Origin of the sequence: Sphingomonas gei (assembly GCF_004792685.1) — a bacterium.
Lineage (GTDB): Bacteria > Pseudomonadota > Alphaproteobacteria > Sphingomonadales > Sphingomonadaceae > Sphingomonas > Sphingomonas gei.
This window is the reverse complement of the sequence record NZ_SRXT01000003.1, coordinates 432932-448462: the sequence shown is the minus strand read 5'-3', so window position 1 is coordinate 448462 and position 15531 is coordinate 432932. Positions and strand designations below refer to the sequence as shown.

General features: G+C 68.9%; 16 protein-coding genes. 8 read left to right on the top strand and 8 right to left on the bottom strand.

Annotation, left to right across the window (positions count from 1 at the left end; all coding sequences use genetic code 11):
• Positions 1-70 precede the first annotated feature (70 nt).
• A complete protein-coding gene (locus tag E5A73_RS09150) occupies positions 71-256 on the bottom strand; it encodes a hypothetical protein (RefSeq protein ID WP_135963502.1) in 186 nt (61 codons plus the stop codon).
• Positions 257-571: 315 nt separating this feature from the next.
• Between E5A73_RS09150 and E5A73_RS09145 the strand changes: the two genes are divergently transcribed.
• The gene (locus E5A73_RS09145; protein ID WP_135963501.1) at positions 572-1966 is read left to right on the top strand and encodes a sigma-54-dependent transcriptional regulator; all 1395 of its coding nucleotides are present in this window, start codon (positions 572-574) and stop codon (positions 1964-1966) included.
• Positions 1956-3281, top strand: a complete 1326-nt coding sequence (locus tag E5A73_RS09140) for a sensor histidine kinase (RefSeq protein ID WP_135963500.1) — start codon at positions 1956-1958, stop codon at positions 3279-3281. The genes E5A73_RS09145 and E5A73_RS09140 overlap by 11 nt, the downstream gene beginning before the upstream one ends.
• A gap of 161 nt (positions 3282-3442) precedes the next feature.
• Here the strand turns inward: E5A73_RS09140 and E5A73_RS09135 are convergent, their stop codons facing one another.
• From E5A73_RS09135 to E5A73_RS09125, 3 genes are read right to left on the bottom strand one after another with little or no spacing between them, the layout of a single operon-like run.
• A complete protein-coding gene (locus E5A73_RS09135; RefSeq protein ID WP_135963499.1) occupies positions 3443-4321 on the bottom strand; it encodes a type II secretion system minor pseudopilin in 879 nt (292 codons plus the stop codon).
• Entirely contained in the window at positions 4318-4866 is a 549-nt protein-coding gene (locus tag E5A73_RS09130; RefSeq protein ID WP_135963498.1) for a type II secretion system protein GspJ, read from the bottom strand. Before E5A73_RS09130 ends, E5A73_RS09135 begins: the two co-directional genes overlap by 4 nt.
• Positions 4863-5906, bottom strand: a complete 1044-nt coding sequence (locus tag E5A73_RS09125; RefSeq protein ID WP_135963497.1) for an ABC transporter substrate-binding protein — start codon at positions 5904-5906, stop codon at positions 4863-4865. Before E5A73_RS09125 ends, E5A73_RS09130 begins: the two co-directional genes overlap by 4 nt.
• A gap of 23 nt (positions 5907-5929) precedes the next feature.
• On the opposite strand from E5A73_RS09125, the gene E5A73_RS09120 reads away from it, so the two are divergent.
• Positions 5930-6622: a hypothetical protein gene (locus tag E5A73_RS09120; RefSeq protein WP_240700107.1), complete on the top strand. Its 693-nt coding sequence runs from the start codon at positions 5930-5932 to the stop codon at positions 6620-6622.
• A 144-nt stretch (positions 6623-6766) separates the two neighbouring features.
• Here E5A73_RS09120 and E5A73_RS09115 read toward each other — a convergent pair whose 3' ends face one another.
• From E5A73_RS09115 to gspL, 4 genes are all read right to left on the bottom strand, one after another.
• A complete protein-coding gene (locus tag E5A73_RS09115; protein WP_135963496.1) occupies positions 6767-7993 on the bottom strand; it encodes a type II secretion system F family protein in 1227 nt (408 codons plus the stop codon).
• Between the two features lie 105 nt (positions 7994-8098).
• Complete coding sequence (gene gspE / locus E5A73_RS09110) at positions 8099-9586, bottom strand: type II secretion system ATPase GspE (RefSeq protein WP_135963495.1); 1488 nt, start codon at positions 9584-9586, stop codon at positions 8099-8101.
• Positions 9583-10080 (bottom strand): type II secretion system protein M, encoded by a 498-nt coding sequence (locus tag E5A73_RS09105; protein WP_135963494.1) that lies wholly within the window; start codon positions 10078-10080, stop codon positions 9583-9585. The genes gspE and E5A73_RS09105 overlap by 4 nt, the downstream gene beginning before the upstream one ends.
• Entirely contained in the window at positions 10077-11186 is a 1110-nt protein-coding gene (gene gspL / locus E5A73_RS09100; protein WP_240700106.1) for a type II secretion system protein GspL, read from the bottom strand. The genes E5A73_RS09105 and gspL overlap by 4 nt, the downstream gene beginning before the upstream one ends.
• A gap of 33 nt (positions 11187-11219) precedes the next feature.
• On the opposite strand from gspL, the gene gspG reads away from it, so the two are divergent.
• Genes gspG through gspD form a run of 5 tightly spaced genes read left to right on the top strand, consistent with a single transcriptional unit; the run spans position 11220 to position 15522 of the window.
• Positions 11220-11705, top strand: a complete 486-nt coding sequence (gene gspG, locus E5A73_RS09095) for a type II secretion system major pseudopilin GspG (protein WP_135963492.1) — start codon at positions 11220-11222, stop codon at positions 11703-11705.
• Between the two features lie 5 nt (positions 11706-11710).
• Positions 11711-12193 carry a prepilin-type N-terminal cleavage/methylation domain-containing protein gene (locus E5A73_RS09090; RefSeq protein ID WP_240700104.1) on the top strand — a complete coding sequence of 161 codons (483 nt, stop codon included), beginning with the start codon at positions 11711-11713 and terminating at the stop codon, positions 12191-12193.
• A gap of 26 nt (positions 12194-12219) precedes the next feature.
• Entirely contained in the window at positions 12220-12639 is a 420-nt protein-coding gene (gspI, locus tag E5A73_RS09085) for a type II secretion system minor pseudopilin GspI (protein ID WP_240700103.1), read from the top strand.
• The gene (locus E5A73_RS09080; protein WP_135963490.1) at positions 12636-13445 is read left to right on the top strand and encodes a type II secretion system protein N; all 810 of its coding nucleotides are present in this window, start codon (positions 12636-12638) and stop codon (positions 13443-13445) included. The genes gspI and E5A73_RS09080 overlap by 4 nt, the downstream gene beginning before the upstream one ends.
• Positions 13446-13455: 10 nt before the next feature.
• Positions 13456-15522 (top strand): type II secretion system secretin GspD, encoded by a 2067-nt coding sequence (gene gspD, locus E5A73_RS09075; RefSeq protein WP_168355865.1) that lies wholly within the window; start codon positions 13456-13458, stop codon positions 15520-15522.
• Positions 15523-15531: the final 9 nt, after the last annotated feature.

Here is a 15531-nt window from a genome sequence, read left to right as displayed (position 1 = left end):
AACCACACCCATGGTCATGAAATAGCAATCGGCGTGCCAGCTAGGCCGCAGGAGAGGAATGCGATGCCGGTCACAGGATCGAACCCGCGCAAGCGTCCGAATTCGGACAATCGTGTCCGAAATCGAACGCCACCGAAACGGTCGCGAACCCGAGCCGGACCAGCGCGTGCCCTCTGCTCTGGCGGACCGCGACGTCCAGCGCCGCCTGCGGCTTGCCCGAGAATGCGAGGAGCGCGCAGGCGAGCGCGGCCAGCAAGATCGCATTCCGCGCCAATTTTCCGGATGGTCTGCCAGACACGTTGTGATCCCTGCTTTGCCCCAATGACGAAGCATGAGCAGGAGTTGTGCCAACAGGACCGTCTACGCCCCTCCCTGAAAGGAGAGGGGTTGGGGGTGGGTGTGCGCCGAAGGCGAGCCCAACCACTTGTGTGAAATGGAAAAAAGGCCGGGCATCGAGCCCCACCTCTTCTCACCCACCCCAAGGCCCTCCCTTGCAGAGTGGGGAAGAGATCCGGCTTGGCACGCAAATTGATTGTCCGGAATCGTACAGACGCTGTACGGGAGTGAACGGATGGGGAGCGGGCCGGAATTCGACTATTGCGTCGTGATCGACGACGACGACGACATATTGATGGCGTCGCGGCTGTTGCTGCGTCGACTGTTCAACGATGTGGCGACGGTGCGCAGTCCCGACGAGGCGTTTCCGCTGATCCAGGCCCGCACGCCGGACGCCGTCCTGCTCGACGCCAATTTCGCACGCGGCGCGACCGATGCGGCCGAGGGGCTCGCCTGGCTCGAAAGGTTGCTGGGGCTGGATCCGGAAATGGTGGTGGTGATGATCACCGCGCATGCCGGAGTGCAGGTCGCAGTGGCGGCGATGAAGCGCGGCGCAACCGATTTCGTGTCCAAGCCCTGGTCCAACGAAAAGCTGCTCGCTACGGTGCGCACCGCGGCATCGCTTCGCCGCTCGCGCAAAGCCGTGGCGGCAAAAGGTGCCCCACCCGGCCTCGCATCCTCGGTCGCTGGTGGTTCGGCGCTGCTGGGTCGCTCGCCGGCGATGGCGCGGGTCCATTCGCTGATCAGCCGCGCCGCGCCCACCGACGCCAATGTCCTCGTCCTCGGCGAGAACGGCACTGGCAAGGAGCTCGTCGCGCGCGAGCTCCACCGCCAGTCGCTGCGTGCCGACCAGGTGATGCTGACGGTCGATCTCGGCGCAGTCTCGGAGGACCTGATCGATTCCGAGCTGTTCGGACATGTGAAGGGCGCCTTCACCGATGCGCGCGCCGATCGCGTCGGGCGCATCCAGGCGGCCGATGGCGGCACCCTGTTTCTCGACGAGATCGGCAATCTGCCGCTGCGGCTCCAACCCAAATTGCTGACCGTGCTCGAGCAGCGCCAGGTAACCCCCGTCGGCGCGAACCGGCCGGTGCCGGTCAACATCCGGGTCATCGCCGCGACCAATCTCCCGCCCGAGAAGCTGCGCGACGAAGGTCATTTCCGGCAGGATCTGCTGTTCCGGCTCAATACCGTCGAGATCGACTTGCCGCCGCTGCGCGAGCGCCTCGAAGATGTCCCCGAATTGATCGACCACTATCTCGACCATTATGCCAGGCGTTACGGCCGCCCGCCGCCGCAGCTCAGCGCGGCAGCGCGCGCGGCACTGCTCGTCCATGACTGGCCCGGCAACGTCCGCGCGCTGCGTCACGCGCTCGAACGCGCCGTCATCCTCGCGCGCGACGCGCCGCTCGAGCCGGAGGATTTCGCGCTTGTCGCATCCGGGCCGCGGATCGCCGCATCGGCAATCGTGGCGCCTGGGCCCGCGGACGATCTCAATCTCGAGCGCGTCGAGCGCCGCCTTGTCGAGGAAGCGCTCAAGAAGCACGGCTACAACATCTCGCTCGCCGCCCACGCGCTCGGCCTCTCGCGCGCCGCGCTTTACCGGCGCATGGAGAAGCATGGGCTTTGATCAGCGTTTCACGATCGGGCTGATTGCCTGGATCGCGGCGCTGGCCGCAGCGCTGCTGGCGTGTGTCGCGGCCTTCGCCACCCCCGGACTCGGCGCTGCCCGGATCGTGGCGCTGGCGATCGCCGCCGGGACCTTCGCCGGTCTATGGGCACATGTCACGCGCACCAACCGGACGATCGCACGCTTTCTCGAAGCGCTGAAGTTTGGCGACACCATGCTGCGGTTCGACGCGCGCGGCGGCGCGGGCTTCGGCGAACTCGGCGGCTCGCTCAACGAGGCGCTTGCGCGCTTTCGTAGTGATCAGGACCGCCTTTCCGGGGAATTGCGCTATCTCGATGCGCTGGTCGACGACATGCCGGTCGCGATCCTCACCGTCAGCGTCGCCGGAAACGTCACGCTCGCCAACAAGGCGGCACGGCGCCTGTTCGCCGGCGAGCACGGCACTCTTCCCGAGGATTTCGCAATCTACGGTGCCACCTTCGCCCAGCATCTTGCGAACGCCTCGCAAAGTGAGGCGCTATTGATTCTCAATATTGCCGGTCGGTCGCAGCGCATGCTGGTCCGCGCCGCGACTCTCGAGCGGCTCGGCCAACGCACGCGGGCGATCAGCGTCCAGCCGATCCAGGGGACGCTCGACGCAGTCGAGATGGCGGCGCAGACCGACCTCGTCCGGGTGCTGACGCACGAGATTCTCAATTCGCTCACCCCCGTGACGTCGCTGGCGGCGACCGCCGCCGATCTGCTCGGCGATGCCGATCTGACGGCGGACCCGCGCATCGGCGACGCGCGCAGCGCAGTGGAGACGCTGGCACGGCGCGCCAAAGGGCTCAGCAACTTCATCGAAGCGTACCGAGCTGTTGCCCATACGCCGGAGATCAAGCGCCAGCGCTTCGCCGCACGCCCCTGGACCGACGAGCTCGCGCGCATCTTCGTCGCCAAGGCGCCCGAAGTGCCGCTGTCGGTCCATGTATCGCCCGACACACTGGCACTGGACGGGGATCCCGATCTGCTGGCGCAAGTGCTGATCAACCTGTTGCAGAACGCAGCGCAGGCAATGTCGGCCGCGGACAGGCCGCCCCGATTGGCGCTGCGCTTGCTCGGCGATGGGCAGGCGACGGCCATCGAAGTGGAAGACAACGGCCCAGGCGTCCCCGAAAGCCTACGGCAGGACATCTTCCTACCCTTCTTCACCACCCGCGCCGCCGGCACCGGCGTGGGTCTCAATCTCACCCGCCAGATCGTCGTCGCACATGGCGGCGCGATCGATGTAACCGACGCGCCCGGCGGCGGCGCGCTGTTCCGGATCGTGCTTTAGGACATCCATCTCCTCCCTGAAAGGGAGGGGACGGGGGTGGGTGCGACCCCGGCGAAGGCCGGGGGAGCCCATCGACGCAGCCCGACAGAAAGAAAAGGTCGGGCATCGAGCCCCACCTTTTCTCACCCACCCCTAACCCCTCCCTTGCAGGGTGGGGCATTCTAGGATTTCGCCGCAGGCAAAACCGGCGCGCCGGGGGGCACCGCCGCGTTGCGCCAGCGCTCTACCGGAAACACGTCGACTGCCCCGTCCGGGGCCCGCCGCCGCTGGATCAGGGTCGCCGCCTGCTGACTGGTGCCGCCGATCGTCGCGCGCGTGCGCACCCAGAAGGTGTTCGAACGGAACGTCGTGCCCCACGGGAGCGATACGTTCTGATCGGCCAGATCCTTGGCAGTCAGATAGCCCTGCCGCGCGCGGATCGCGACCAACCGCTGTGCGACTACAGGATCGCGGAACAGCAATGCGAGCATCCCCTCGTCGGCGGCATTGAGATTGAGCGTGGTGCGCCCCGGCAGCGCGGTAACCAGCCGTTCGAGCCGGTCCGCGACCTTCGGCTCCACCCCCGCCATCCGGAGCGGCCGCAAGTCGGTGACCGGGCCCCGCAATCGGACATATTCGATCGCCGCGACGATCTGCTCGCCGGTCATGCCGGCATCGTTGCCGATCGCCTGAAACAGCACCGTTGAGGCCACTTCGCCGGTGCGCACCGAATTGATGTTGAAGCGCCCCTCGGCGTCGGCGATGGCGAGGTCGAAGGTCCCGCCCTCGATCGGCGCGCCGTTCTCCGAAAGCTTGGCCCAGGGCTCGCCGACATGATCGACTTCGGGCGATTGCTCGGCATCGCGCCGCAGCGCCACCAAAGCCGACAATTCGCCGCCGCGCACGATCGCCAGCGCCCGCGCTGCTTCGCGAGTGCGCAGGCCGCGGTCGAGCGCCAGTTCCTCGCGGTTGATCATCAGCAGCACCAGCCCGGCGGCGATCGCGACGAACATCAGCACGTTGACGAGGATCATCCCCTCTTCGTCGCAGCCCCGGCTCATGGCTTGGGCTCCTCGGCCCGCACCGGCAGCGCGATCACCCGTCGCAGCGAGCCCGGCGCGCCGCCCGGCCCCGCCACCTGGAGCTCCAGCGCCACTGCGCGGGGCCAGCGGTCCTTGCCCTCGTCATTGACCGGCCAGCGATCGAGCCAGGCGCCGTCCCAAAACCGCCAGCGCGCGTTCGCCACGCCGGCGAGCACGATTTGCGGCGCGGGCCCGACCGCCCGCACCAGTGCGCCGCCGGCAACGCCGTAGCGCATCGGCACCGCGGCGCCCCCCATGCCCGGTGCCGCGCGGGTGAAGGAAAGGTTCGATCCGCTTCCCGAAAGCCGCCCGTCGGCGATCTGCTCGACGTCGCTCGACACGACGAACATCGTCCGCTGCAGATCGGCGAGCCGGTCGAGCCGTTTCTCGGTGCGCCCCTGGACGTTGATGATGCCTTCGACCAGCGCCAGCCCCGCAACCGCGATCAGCGCGAACAGCCCGAGCGAGATCATCAGCTCGATCAGCGTGAAGCCGCTCTCGCCGGCTTCGGGGCGCCGGCTCACGATCCCGAGCTCACCGCCACCGGTTCATAGCCGTGCGGCCGGGCCATCAGGATCGCGAAGTCGCGCGCCACCGATCCGTCGGTGCGGAAGCGCACCGGCCCGGTCACGCCGCGAAAGCCCTTGCCGTCGAGCAGGCCCTGCGCGCTGAGCGTGTTCGCCGCGCGCAGCGTGTTGGCGATCCCCGCCGCGTCATAGGCCAGCGCAGTGATCGTGCCCGCCTCGCCGCCGTTGCGCGCCGCAAACTCGCTGGCGAAAGTGCCGAACGCCGCCGGATCGGGGCTGGCGATCCACGCGCCGTCGAGCGCCTCGAGCGCTTGCGGACGATTGTCGATCCCCTGCAGGGTGCCGAGCAACTGGATGCCGCTGTCCTTGAGGTTGCGCGCCGCAGCGAGGACGGCCTCGCCGCTGCCGGGCAACAGCAATCCGTCGGGCGCATCGCCGGCGGCGGGCAACGGCTGCCCGGCTTTGACCTGCAGCACGCGCACCTGCAGGCCCAGTTCGCCTTCGAGTTGCCCCGCAGCAAGCGCCGCCGCAGCGCTCCACGGACTGCCGTCGTCGATCACTGCGATGCTCTTGACCCCGCGCGAGCGGGCGTAACGCAGGACCGCGCTGGTTACTTGCCGCGCAGTGATCCCGAAGATCCAAACCCCGGGCGCGCGCAGCACCGAATCGTTGCTGAACGCGATGATCGGCACGCGTCCCGCCACGCTGCTGCTCACCGCCGGCACTTCCTCGGCCGAGAGCGGCCCGAGGATCAGCGCGGGCTTGCGGCGCAGCGCCAGCCCGACCGCCGCCGCCGCGCCCGCCGCGGTCCCGCCGGTGTCGAAGCTGAGCACGAACTGGCTGTTTTCCGCGAGCAACGCCGCCTGACGCATGCTAAGCCCCAGCCGCGCTCGCGGTCCGGTGAGCGGCACCAGCAGGGCGATCGGGCGCTTGTCCTTCTTCTCGGCGGTGGCATTTGCATGCGAGGGAAGCACGACCGATGCCGTTGACGCGACCAGGCCTGATTGCAGCAAGCGCAGCAGGGACCGTCGGTCCATTGCCGACTCCGGATATTGGGGGTGTGGCACGCCGGCGTATTACCGTCTTCGCGGCGCTCGGCATAGTGGCCTATCTGCTCGCTTTGCTGCTGACCTTGCCGGCCAGCGCAGTGCTCAAGAACCGCCCGTGGCGGACCGGCGTCGCGGGCACCGTGTGGAACGGCGAAGTGGGAGTCGCCGGCGGCGCCAAGTTCGAGTGGCAGATGGCGCCGCTGCGCTCGCTGACCAGCCTCGGCTACGCCGCCGACTGGAAGGCCAGCGGTCCCGACACCGATCTCGGCGGCCGCCTGCTCGCGCATCTCGGCGGACGCACCGTGCTCGAAAATATCAGCGGCTCGGCCGACGGGACCCTGCTCCAGGCGCTCCAGCCGAACCTTCCCTTCACCTGCGATCTGGTGATGCAAGTCGAAATGGAGCGGATCGCGATCGGCGGCGGCAGCCGGATGCTGAGCGGCAATGCCACCACCGATCCCGGAAGCTGCCGCGCCAAGCGCGGCGGCGCGGCCTCCGCCCTCCCCGCGCTGATCCTCACCGCCGAGCATATCGGCACCCGCACGCTGATCCGCATCGCGCCGATGGCGCAGCGTCGGCGGACGCTGGTCACGTTCGAGCTGGCGGAAACCGGCACCGTCGATATTTCGGTCACCCCCGAGGGCGCGACGATGATGCCGTTCCTCGGTCTCCCGGCGGGGGCGCGGATCCAGGGGGAAATGTGAGTTTCAATCCTCCCTCGCGAAGCGGGAGAGGTGGCAGGCGCAGCCTGACGGAGGGGGCGCCTCCGCAGGTGATTCACTCGTGGATAGACCCCCTCCGTCGCCTTCGGCGCCAGCTCCCCCGGTTCCCGGCGGAGAATAAGAAGGCTACATCGTCACCAGATTGTTCAAATTGATGATCGGCAGCAGGATCGCCAGCACCATCAGCAGCACCAGCCCGCCCATCACCAGCAACACCAGTGGCTCGACCAAAGCAACCAGCGTCGTCACCAAAGCATCCAGCTCGCGTTCGAGCTCGTGCGCCGCGCGGCCCAGTGCCGGCGCGAGCCGCCCGCTGCTTTCCCCGCTGGCGACGATCGCGACCAGCATCGTCGGGAACACCCCCGCTTCGTGCATTGCCGCGCGCAGGCTGATCCCCTCGCGGACGCGCTGCGCGACGCCGAGCGCCTTTGCCTGCACCCAGCGATTGGGAGTCACCGCCGCCGCGGCGTTGAGCGCCTCGACCAAAGGCACTGCGCTCCCCACCAGAGTCGCCAGGCTCCCGGCGAAGCGCGCGGCGTTGATCTGCCGGCTGAACCGGCGGAAGGGACGGCGCTCGGTGAACATCCGGTGCAGCCGCAGCCGGTTGGCCGGCACGCGCATCCAGCGCCCGGCGAACAGCCCGGCAACCGCCAGCGCCAGCAGCAGATACAGCCCGAAATTCTGCAGGAACCAGCTGATCGCGATCATCACGCGGGTGAGCAGCGGCAGATCGGCGCCGCGCGACACGAAGACGCGGACGATGTCGGGCACGACATAGACCATCAGCATCACCATCATCCCGAACGACACCGTCGCGAGCAGCGCCGGATACAGCAACGCCAGCTGGAGCTTCTGGCCGTTCGACTGCCGGTTCTCGACGAATTCGGCAAGGTGATTGAGCACGTCGGGCAGCCGCCCCGACGATTCGCCCGCCGCCACCGACGCACGGTAGAATTCGGGAAACGCCTTGGGATGCTGGGCGAGCGCGGTGGCGAAGCTGCGCCCGTCGAGGATCGCCCCGCGCACGTCGAGCATCAGCGAACTCACCTGCTGCTGTTCGGACTGCGCGGCAACGAGCCGCAACGCCTCCTCGATCGCGATGTCCGATCCGGCGAGCGTGGCAATCTGGCGCGTCACGGTCGCCAGCGCCTTGGACGAAATCCCTGCTCGCCGCAGCCGCGGCAGCTGGATGCTGCCGAACGAAGCGCCCCGCGCGCCCGCGACTTCGACCGACAATGGCAGCAACGCCTGCTCACGCAGCAGCGCCCGCGCCGCGGCGGGCGACGAGGCCTCGATGACGCCCTTGCGATTGGCGCCGGAGCGGTCGGCGGCGCGATAGGAATAAGCGGGCATGCTAAAACACCGTCGTCATCCCGGCGAAAGCCGGGACCCAGAGTCGCACGCGATACCCTGCCTGGCTCTGGGCCCCGGCTTTCGCCGGGGTGACGGAATTATCGCTCACGCCTCGTCCCTCACCACGCGCGCGACTTCCTCGACCGTCGTCACGCCGGCGCGCACCTTCGCCAGCCCATCGTCGAGCAGGCTCGGATTGTCCTTGCGGGCATGCGCCTCGAGATCGGCCTCCGACGCGCCGTCATGGATCATCTTCTGGAACCGGTCGTCCACCGCGACGACTTCGTACAGCCCCGCACGGCCGCGATAGCCCTCCTGGTGGCATTCGGCGCATCCCTCGGCGCGCCACAGCGTCTCGCCGGGCCGGATCGCGCCGCCGAGCAGGATCGAATCGGCATCGCTGGCGACATCTTCCCGGCGGCAGCTCGGGCACAGCTTGCGCACCAGCCGCTGCGCCGCCAGCCCGACCAGCATCGGCGCGAGCAGATAGCGCTCCACCCCCATGTCAATCAGCCGCGTCACCGATCCGATCGCGCTGTTGGTGTGCAGGGTCGAGAGCACGAAGTGCCCGGTCATCGACGAGCGCACCGCCACCTGCGCGGTCTCCTGGTCGCGGATCTCGCCGACCATGATCACGTCCGGATCCTGGCGCAGGATCGCTCGCAGCCCGCGCGCGAAGGTCAGATCGGTGCGGGTGTTGACCTGCGTCTGGCCGATCCCCGCCAGTTCATATTCGATCGGATCTTCCACCGTCATGATGTTGCGCTTGCGGTCGTTGAGCCGATTGAGCGCGGCATAGAGCGTCGTCGTCTTGCCCGAGCCGGTCGGCCCGGTGACCAGCAGCATCCCGTGCGGCCGCTCGAGCAGCCGATTGAACACGCCCCGATCGCGCGCGCTCATCCCCAGCACTTCCAGGTCGAGCCGCAGCGAGCCCTTTTCGAGCAGCCGCATCACCACGCGCTCGCCATGCTGGGTCGGGATCGTCGAGACGCGTGCGTCGACGTCGTGCCCGCCGATCCGCAAGGTGACGCGGCCGTCCTGCGGCACGCGGCGCTCGGCGATGTCGAGCTTGGCCATCACCTTGATCCGGCTGACCAGCAGCGGCGCCAGCGCGCGCGGCGGCTCGATCATGTCGCGCAGCACCCCATCGACCCGGAAGCGCACGACCAGCCTTTTCTCCTGCGTCTCGATATGCACGTCCGACGCGCCTTCCCGCACCGCCTCGAGCAGCAAGGCGTTGATCAGCCGGATCACCGGCGCATCGTCGCGGGTATCGAGCAGATCGTCGACCGAAGCAGCGCTGTCGGCGAGCGCGGCGAGATCCATGTCGCCGAGATCGAAATCGGCGGCGGCCCCCGCGCTGCCGCTATATTGCGCGCTCAGTGCCGCATCGAACGCCTCGTCGCTGACCGCGACGAAGGCAGCGCCCGGCGCGATGCGCTGCACCTCGAGCAACGCATCGAGCCCGACGCTGGCGCGGTGAACGCACTCGACTCCCGCCGCGCCGGTCCGCAGCAGCACGCCATGCTTGCGCGCGAAGCTGTAGGGCACGGTGGCGGGCGCGTCGTCGACGAGAATCAGCGTTTCGCTCATGCGCCGAAATCCACGCTTGCCGACACGCGCCCCGGGCTCGGCCGACGCTGGATCGCGATTCGCCGGACGCGCAAGTCGCTCGACCCGCTGAGATCGGCCAGCCAGGCCATCAGCGAATCATAGCTCGCATCCGCCACCGTCACGCGGATCCCGCCAGGTATCGCTTCGGGCGCAACGATCAGCCCGAACGCCGTCGCCGAGCTGGTGGCGACCTGCGCCGGGGGCCCCTGCCGGCGCGGCGTGCGCGCGGCAGTAAGCGTTCCCGCGGCGCGAATGCGCGCGCTCAGCGTCTCATAGGTGCGGATATCGGAGAGCGCATCGGCGCGTGCGGTCTGAAGCGGCTTGATGATGCCGAAAACCAGCACCGCCAACCCCAGCACGATGCCCAGTCCGCCGACCAGCACTTGCTCGCGCCGGCTCAGCCCGCTCCACCAGGAGTCGAAGCGGATCAAGGCGGCGTCGAGCGCCGGCACGCGGGCAATCACGAGTCTCATGCCTTGTTCGCCGTAATGCGGATGCTGCCGTCGGGCGAGCGGGTAACGCTTGCCGCGACGCCCGAGCCGCGCAGCGCGGCTTCGACGCGTCCTGCGAGGTCTGGCTCGCCAGCTTCGAGGTCGAGCGTCAGCGCATTCGCCTGATAGTTGATCGCGCGCACGATGATCGCCCCCGCCAGCGGGCCGAGCGCGCCCGATACGCGGGTCAGCAGCGGCAGGAAGGCATCGGGCGGCGCGTTGCTTCCGGTGGGGAGCAGATCGGTCACCTCCGCCGCGAGATCGCTACCCAGGCTGGCGCCGGGCGCGGCGACGGCGATCAGCGCACGTGTATCGGCCTCGCGCCGGTCGGCGATGCTCCGCAGCATCAGCGTATCGGCAGTGGCGATCACGACATGCGCGGCCGCGCCGAGCGCGACGATCCACCCGAGCCGCCGCCAGATATTGGGCAGAGCGGCGCGGCGGCGCGCATAAGGCCCCTGGCGCAAGTCCAGCACAGGCGCGAGCAGCCGCTCGGAAAGCGACGCGGGTTCGATCGTCGATCCACCGGCCAGCATCTCCGCGGGGAGTGGCACGCCGTAAGAGCGCACGGCAGGGCGCCCTGCGGCCTGCCAGGCCGCCTGCAGCATCGCCGGCGGGATCGCGAAGCCGGTGCCGTCGCCGGCCCGGACCACTGCGTGATCGGCCGCGAGATCGACCGACCATTCGCCTTCGCTCGGCCGCGGCAGCGCCAGCGCATCGGGAACGATCGCGGCGTGCCCCAGCCCCGCATCCTCCGCCGAATCGACCCACGCCGCCATCAAATCATGCCGCACCACGCCGACCAGATAGCGCCCGGGCGCCACTTCGTTGCCGAGCGCGAGATGCACCGACTCGACCGGCTCGGCGATCAGCTCCTCGATCGCGAAGGGCAAGGCCTGCAGCCGCTTGGCGCGGCTCGGCAGCGGCAGGTCGACCGCGAGCAGACGAACCTGCTCGGTCGGCACGACGATGGTTACAGGGCCTCCCCGCTCGGCTATGATCAGCCGGTCGCCCGCCAGCGTCCAGACACCCGTGGCGAGTGATTCCGGCGCGTCGGGCGCTCCTATGGCGCGGCTGGAGGCTGTCACATTTGCTTCATGGGAAGGACGCATGGGGTTGGGATGCGCATAGTTTTGAAACAGTTTAGTGACATCGCACTGCTTAGGCAGATCAGCAAGCGCCGCACAATCCCGAACAGGGGAGAGTCAGGCTTCACGCTCCTCGAGATGATGATCGTGCTGGTGATCATCGCCGTCATCGCCGGATTAATCACCGTCAACGTGATGGGCCGGCCGGACGAAGCGAAGGCCACCACCACTAAGTCCAACATCAGCAGCATGATCGGGGCGCTCAAGATGTACCGCCTCGACAACGGCGCCTATCCGACGTCCGAGCAAGGGCTCAAGGCACTGGTCGAGAAGCCCACTACCCCGCCGGTGCCGGGCAGCTGGGCGCAAGGCGGTTATCTCTCGGCGCCGCCGCTCGATGCGTGGCAGAAGCCGTACGAATATCATTCGGACGGGATGAGCTTCACGATTCGCTCGCTCGGGCGCGACGGCAAGCTCGGCGGCGAAGGGGTCGACGCCGATATCGACGGCAAGGGCTGATCCCGGTGCGGGGGGAGGCACGAAGCGCGATCGATCGCGACGCGGGCTTCACCCTGCTCGAGATGCTGATCGTGCTCACGATCGTGGCAGTGATGGCGGGTGCGGTCACGCTCGGCATCGGCAGCGTCACCCGTGCCCCGAGCGTCGAGACCGAAGCGCGCCGCCTCGCCACGCGCCTGCAGGCCGCGGCGGACGATGCGATGCTCGGCGATCGGATGGTGGCCTTCACCGCCGAGAAGCACGGCTATGGCTTTGCGACGATCGGTACCAATGGGAAGATGATCGCGCGTAGCGACGACGCGCTCGGCTTTCATCGCCTGCCGGGCGGAATGGTCGTGACGCTCAGCGTCCGGCCGCCGGTGATCCTCGGCATCGACGGCGCAGGGAGGCCGCTGTCTGCGGTGGTCGAGAGCGGAAGCCAGCGCTGGCTCGTCACTTATGATGGCCTAACCGCCCGAGCAGCCCCCGCACCGGCGCCGAAGGCATGAGCTTGCGCGTTTGCCTCTCCCCGTCCGTGCTCCTGCGAAAGCAGGAGCCCAGGGTCACGAACGGTTCACTTGCCGCCCTGGGCTCCTGCTTTCGCGGGAGCACGGAAGGCTTCTCACTCATCGAAGCGCTGGTCGCGCTCGCCGTCCTCGCGATCGCCACCGTCGGGCTGATGCGCACCGTCGAATCGCATATCGACTCCACTCGCGGGCTCGAGCGGCGGACCGCGGCGATGTGGGTCGCCGAGAACCGCCTCGCCGAGCTCGAGGCAAAGGCGCCCGCCAACGCCGATCAGGTCGAAATGCTCGGCGAGCAATGGCGGATCGCGGTGACCCGGCGCGGCACCGACGATCCCGAAATCCAGCGGGTGCAAATCCAGGTCTTTGCGGCACAGGCAAGCACGCCCCTTGCATCGCTCGACGGCTTCGTGGACGGACGCAGGGGATGAGCCCTGCATTCTCCCTCACGCCGCGCCAGGCGCGCACCGCGCTCGACGTGCTGACCGGTTTGGTCGTGCTGTCGGTCGCGTTCGCGCTCGCCGGACTCACCTGGCGGCTTGCCGGACATGCCGGCACCGGCGCGATCACCGTGCCGTCGGGCCGCAGCGCCCCTGCTTTGGCGCCCGACATCGCGCCGGCGATCGCGCTCGCCCCCTTCGGCAAGACCTCGGCCAGCGAAGCGGCGCAGGCCACCACCTTGCCGCTCGAGCTCAAGGGCGTGATCGCCGCGAGCCCGGCGTCGCTGTCGACGGCATTCATCTCGGTGAGCGGCGCGACCACGGCACCCTTCCATGTCGGCGAAGCGGTCAACGGCGCGACGATTCAGGCGATCCTGCGCGATCGGGTGATCCTCGCGATCGGCGGGCGCAACGAGTTCCTTGCTTTCCCCGATCCGACCTTGTCGCCCGAGCAGCGCCAGGCCGCGCAGAACCAGGCGTCGCAGACCACTCCGCAGCCCCCCTCCGCGGTGACCTCGCCCGGCGGAGGCGGCGCGCCGCCGCCCCCGCCCGCGGCAAGCACTGCCGGACTCCTTCAGCGCTTCGATGCGAGCCCGGTCAATGGCGGCTACCGCATCGGCGACAACGGCCCGCCCGGAATGGTCGCCGGCGATGTCATCCAGTCGGTCAACGGGACGTCGCTGAGCGATCCCAACGCCGCCAACGCCGCCTTCGCTTCCGCCCAGGCGAGCGGCAACGCCCAGATCCAGATCCTTCGTGACGGGAAGCGACTGACGCTTACCGTGCCGCTCCGATAAAGAGACCCCAGTGCACAAGATTCGCTCCACCTTCGCCGCCCTCGCGCTCGCCGGCATCGCGCTCGACAGCGTCGCCGTCGCGCAGACCGCCGACCAGAGCCAGCCCGGCGACATCGTGATCAACATGCGCGGAGTCGAGATCGCCGACGTCGCCGATCAGATCTCGCGGATCACCGGGCGCACCCTGATCCTCGATCCCGCGGTGAAAGGCACGGTGACGGTCACGTCGGCGACTCCGCTGTCGCCGTCGGGGGTGTGGGAGCTGTTCCAGTCGGTACTGCGCGCCAATGGCTTCTCGGCGGTCCGCTCGGGCCGCGCCTGGCGGGTCGTTCCCGCCGCCAACGCCGTGCGCGACGGCGGCGTGCCCGGCCGCGCCGCCGGCGGCCAGGAACTCGTCACCCGGATGGTCCGCCTCGCCAACGTGCCCTCCGCCGATGTCGCGCGGGTCATCCGCCCGCTCGTCGCCACCTTCGGCAGCGTCGAGCCGCTCACCAGCCCCAATGCCGTGGTGATCACCGATTATGCCGACAATGTCCGCCGCGTAGAGGCGATCGCCCACCAGCTCGACGGCGGCAGCGGCGCCACCTTCGCGACGATCACGCTGCGCAACGGCAATGCCGCCGATGTCGCCCAGTCGCTCCAGACCGTGCTCGGCGACCAGCAGAGCGGCACCGGCGCGCGCGTCGCCGCTGATCCGCGCAGCAACACCGTGATCATCCGCGGCACCCCCGCCGCGGTCGCCGAGGCGCGCCGGATCGCCGCGTCGCTCGACCAGCCGGGCGGCGCCACACCGATCACCCGGATGTTCCGCCTCAATTATGCCGATGCCGAGACCGTCACCGAAGTGCTCCGCGGCGTGCTCGGCCAGGGCGAGAGCGCCGACAATCCGATCGCGCGCAGCCTGTCGGGCTCGACCAGCAATCCGTTCGCGCGGCTGAGCGGCGGCTCGCCGAACATCGCCGCGCTCTCGAACAGCGCCGCCTCGACCGGCGGCGGGCTCGGCAATGCGATGCAGGCGGCGAACGCCGCCACCCAGCCGGTGATGCAGAACACGCCGACGCCGACGCCGCAGGGCTTCTCGACCCCCGACATCACCGTCCAGCCCGCCCCCGAGCTCAACGCCGTGGTGGTGCGCGGCACGCCCTCCGCCATCGCTTCGATCGAGGGGCTGATCACCGATCTCGACGTGCGCCGCCCCCAGGTGCTGATCGAGGCCGCGATCGCCGAGATCACCGGCGACGATGCCGAGGCGCTGGGCGTCCAGCTCGGCACCGACGGCGCGGCGCTCCAGCCGCAGGGCGTCGGCACCTCGTTCGATCAGGCGGGGACGTCGCTCGGCTCGATCCTCAAGGCACTCAACGTGCCGGCGGGCGCACTGATCGGCAACGGGCTGACCGGCAATGTCCGGATCGGCGACAATTTCTCGATCCTCGTCCAGGCGCTCGGAACCTCAACCCGCGCCAACCTGCTGTCGACGCCGCAGATCACGGTGCTCGACAATGTCGCCGGCGAGTTCGTCTCGGGCCAGAACGTCCCCTTCGTCACCGGATCGGTGCTGACCGATTCGACTTCGGTCGCGCCCTACACGACGATCGAGCGCAAGGATGTCGGCATCACCCTGCGCGTGCTGCCGCGGATCAACGCCGGCGATACGATCCGGCTGCAGGTCAATCAGGAAGCCTCGTCGATCGCAACCGCGCAGACCGCGGCAGCCTCGGACCTCGTCACCAATCGCCGCGCGATCAACACCACCGTGCTCGCCGACAACGGCCAGACGATCGTGCTCGGCGGGCTGATCACCGATGACCGGGAGGATTCGCGCCAGCAGGTGCCGATCCTCGGCGACATTCCGATCGTCGGCGAATTGTTCAAGAGCCGGCGCGAGACGCGCCAGAAGCGCACGTTGTTCATCTTCCTCAAGCCGACGATCCTGCGCGATCCCGCCGATGCGGCGGCGGCGGCGAAGGACAAATACGCCCGCCTGCGCTCCGAAGAACTGGCCAATACCCGCCGCTCGAGCCTGCTGCTCGCCCCGCCGACCCCACGGCTCACGGTCGAGATCGACGGGATCTATTAACTCGGGCAT

Coding starts and splice junctions, on each gene's coding strand:
- E5A73_RS09115 (WP_135963496.1), bottom strand. CDS start 7,993: ATGCCCGCTTATTCCTATCGCGCCGCCGACCGCTCCGGCGCCAATCGC.
- E5A73_RS09125 (WP_135963497.1), bottom strand. CDS start 5,906: ATGGACCGACGGTCCCTGCTGCGCTTGCTGCAATCAGGCCTGGTCGCG.
- E5A73_RS09080 (WP_135963490.1), top strand. CDS start 12,636: ATGAGCCCTGCATTCTCCCTCACGCCGCGCCAGGCGCGCACCGCGCTC.
- E5A73_RS09135 (WP_135963499.1), bottom strand. CDS start 4,321: ATGAGCCGGGGCTGCGACGAAGAGGGGATGATCCTCGTCAACGTGCTG.
- E5A73_RS09145 (WP_135963501.1), top strand. CDS start 572: ATGGGGAGCGGGCCGGAATTCGACTATTGCGTCGTGATCGACGACGAC.
- gspE (WP_135963495.1), bottom strand. CDS start 9,586: ATGAGCGAAACGCTGATTCTCGTCGACGACGCGCCCGCCACCGTGCCC.
- E5A73_RS09140 (WP_135963500.1), top strand. CDS start 1,956: ATGGGCTTTGATCAGCGTTTCACGATCGGGCTGATTGCCTGGATCGCG.
- gspG (WP_135963492.1), top strand. CDS start 11,220: ATGCGCATAGTTTTGAAACAGTTTAGTGACATCGCACTGCTTAGGCAG.
- E5A73_RS09105 (WP_135963494.1), bottom strand. CDS start 10,080: ATGAGACTCGTGATTGCCCGCGTGCCGGCGCTCGACGCCGCCTTGATC.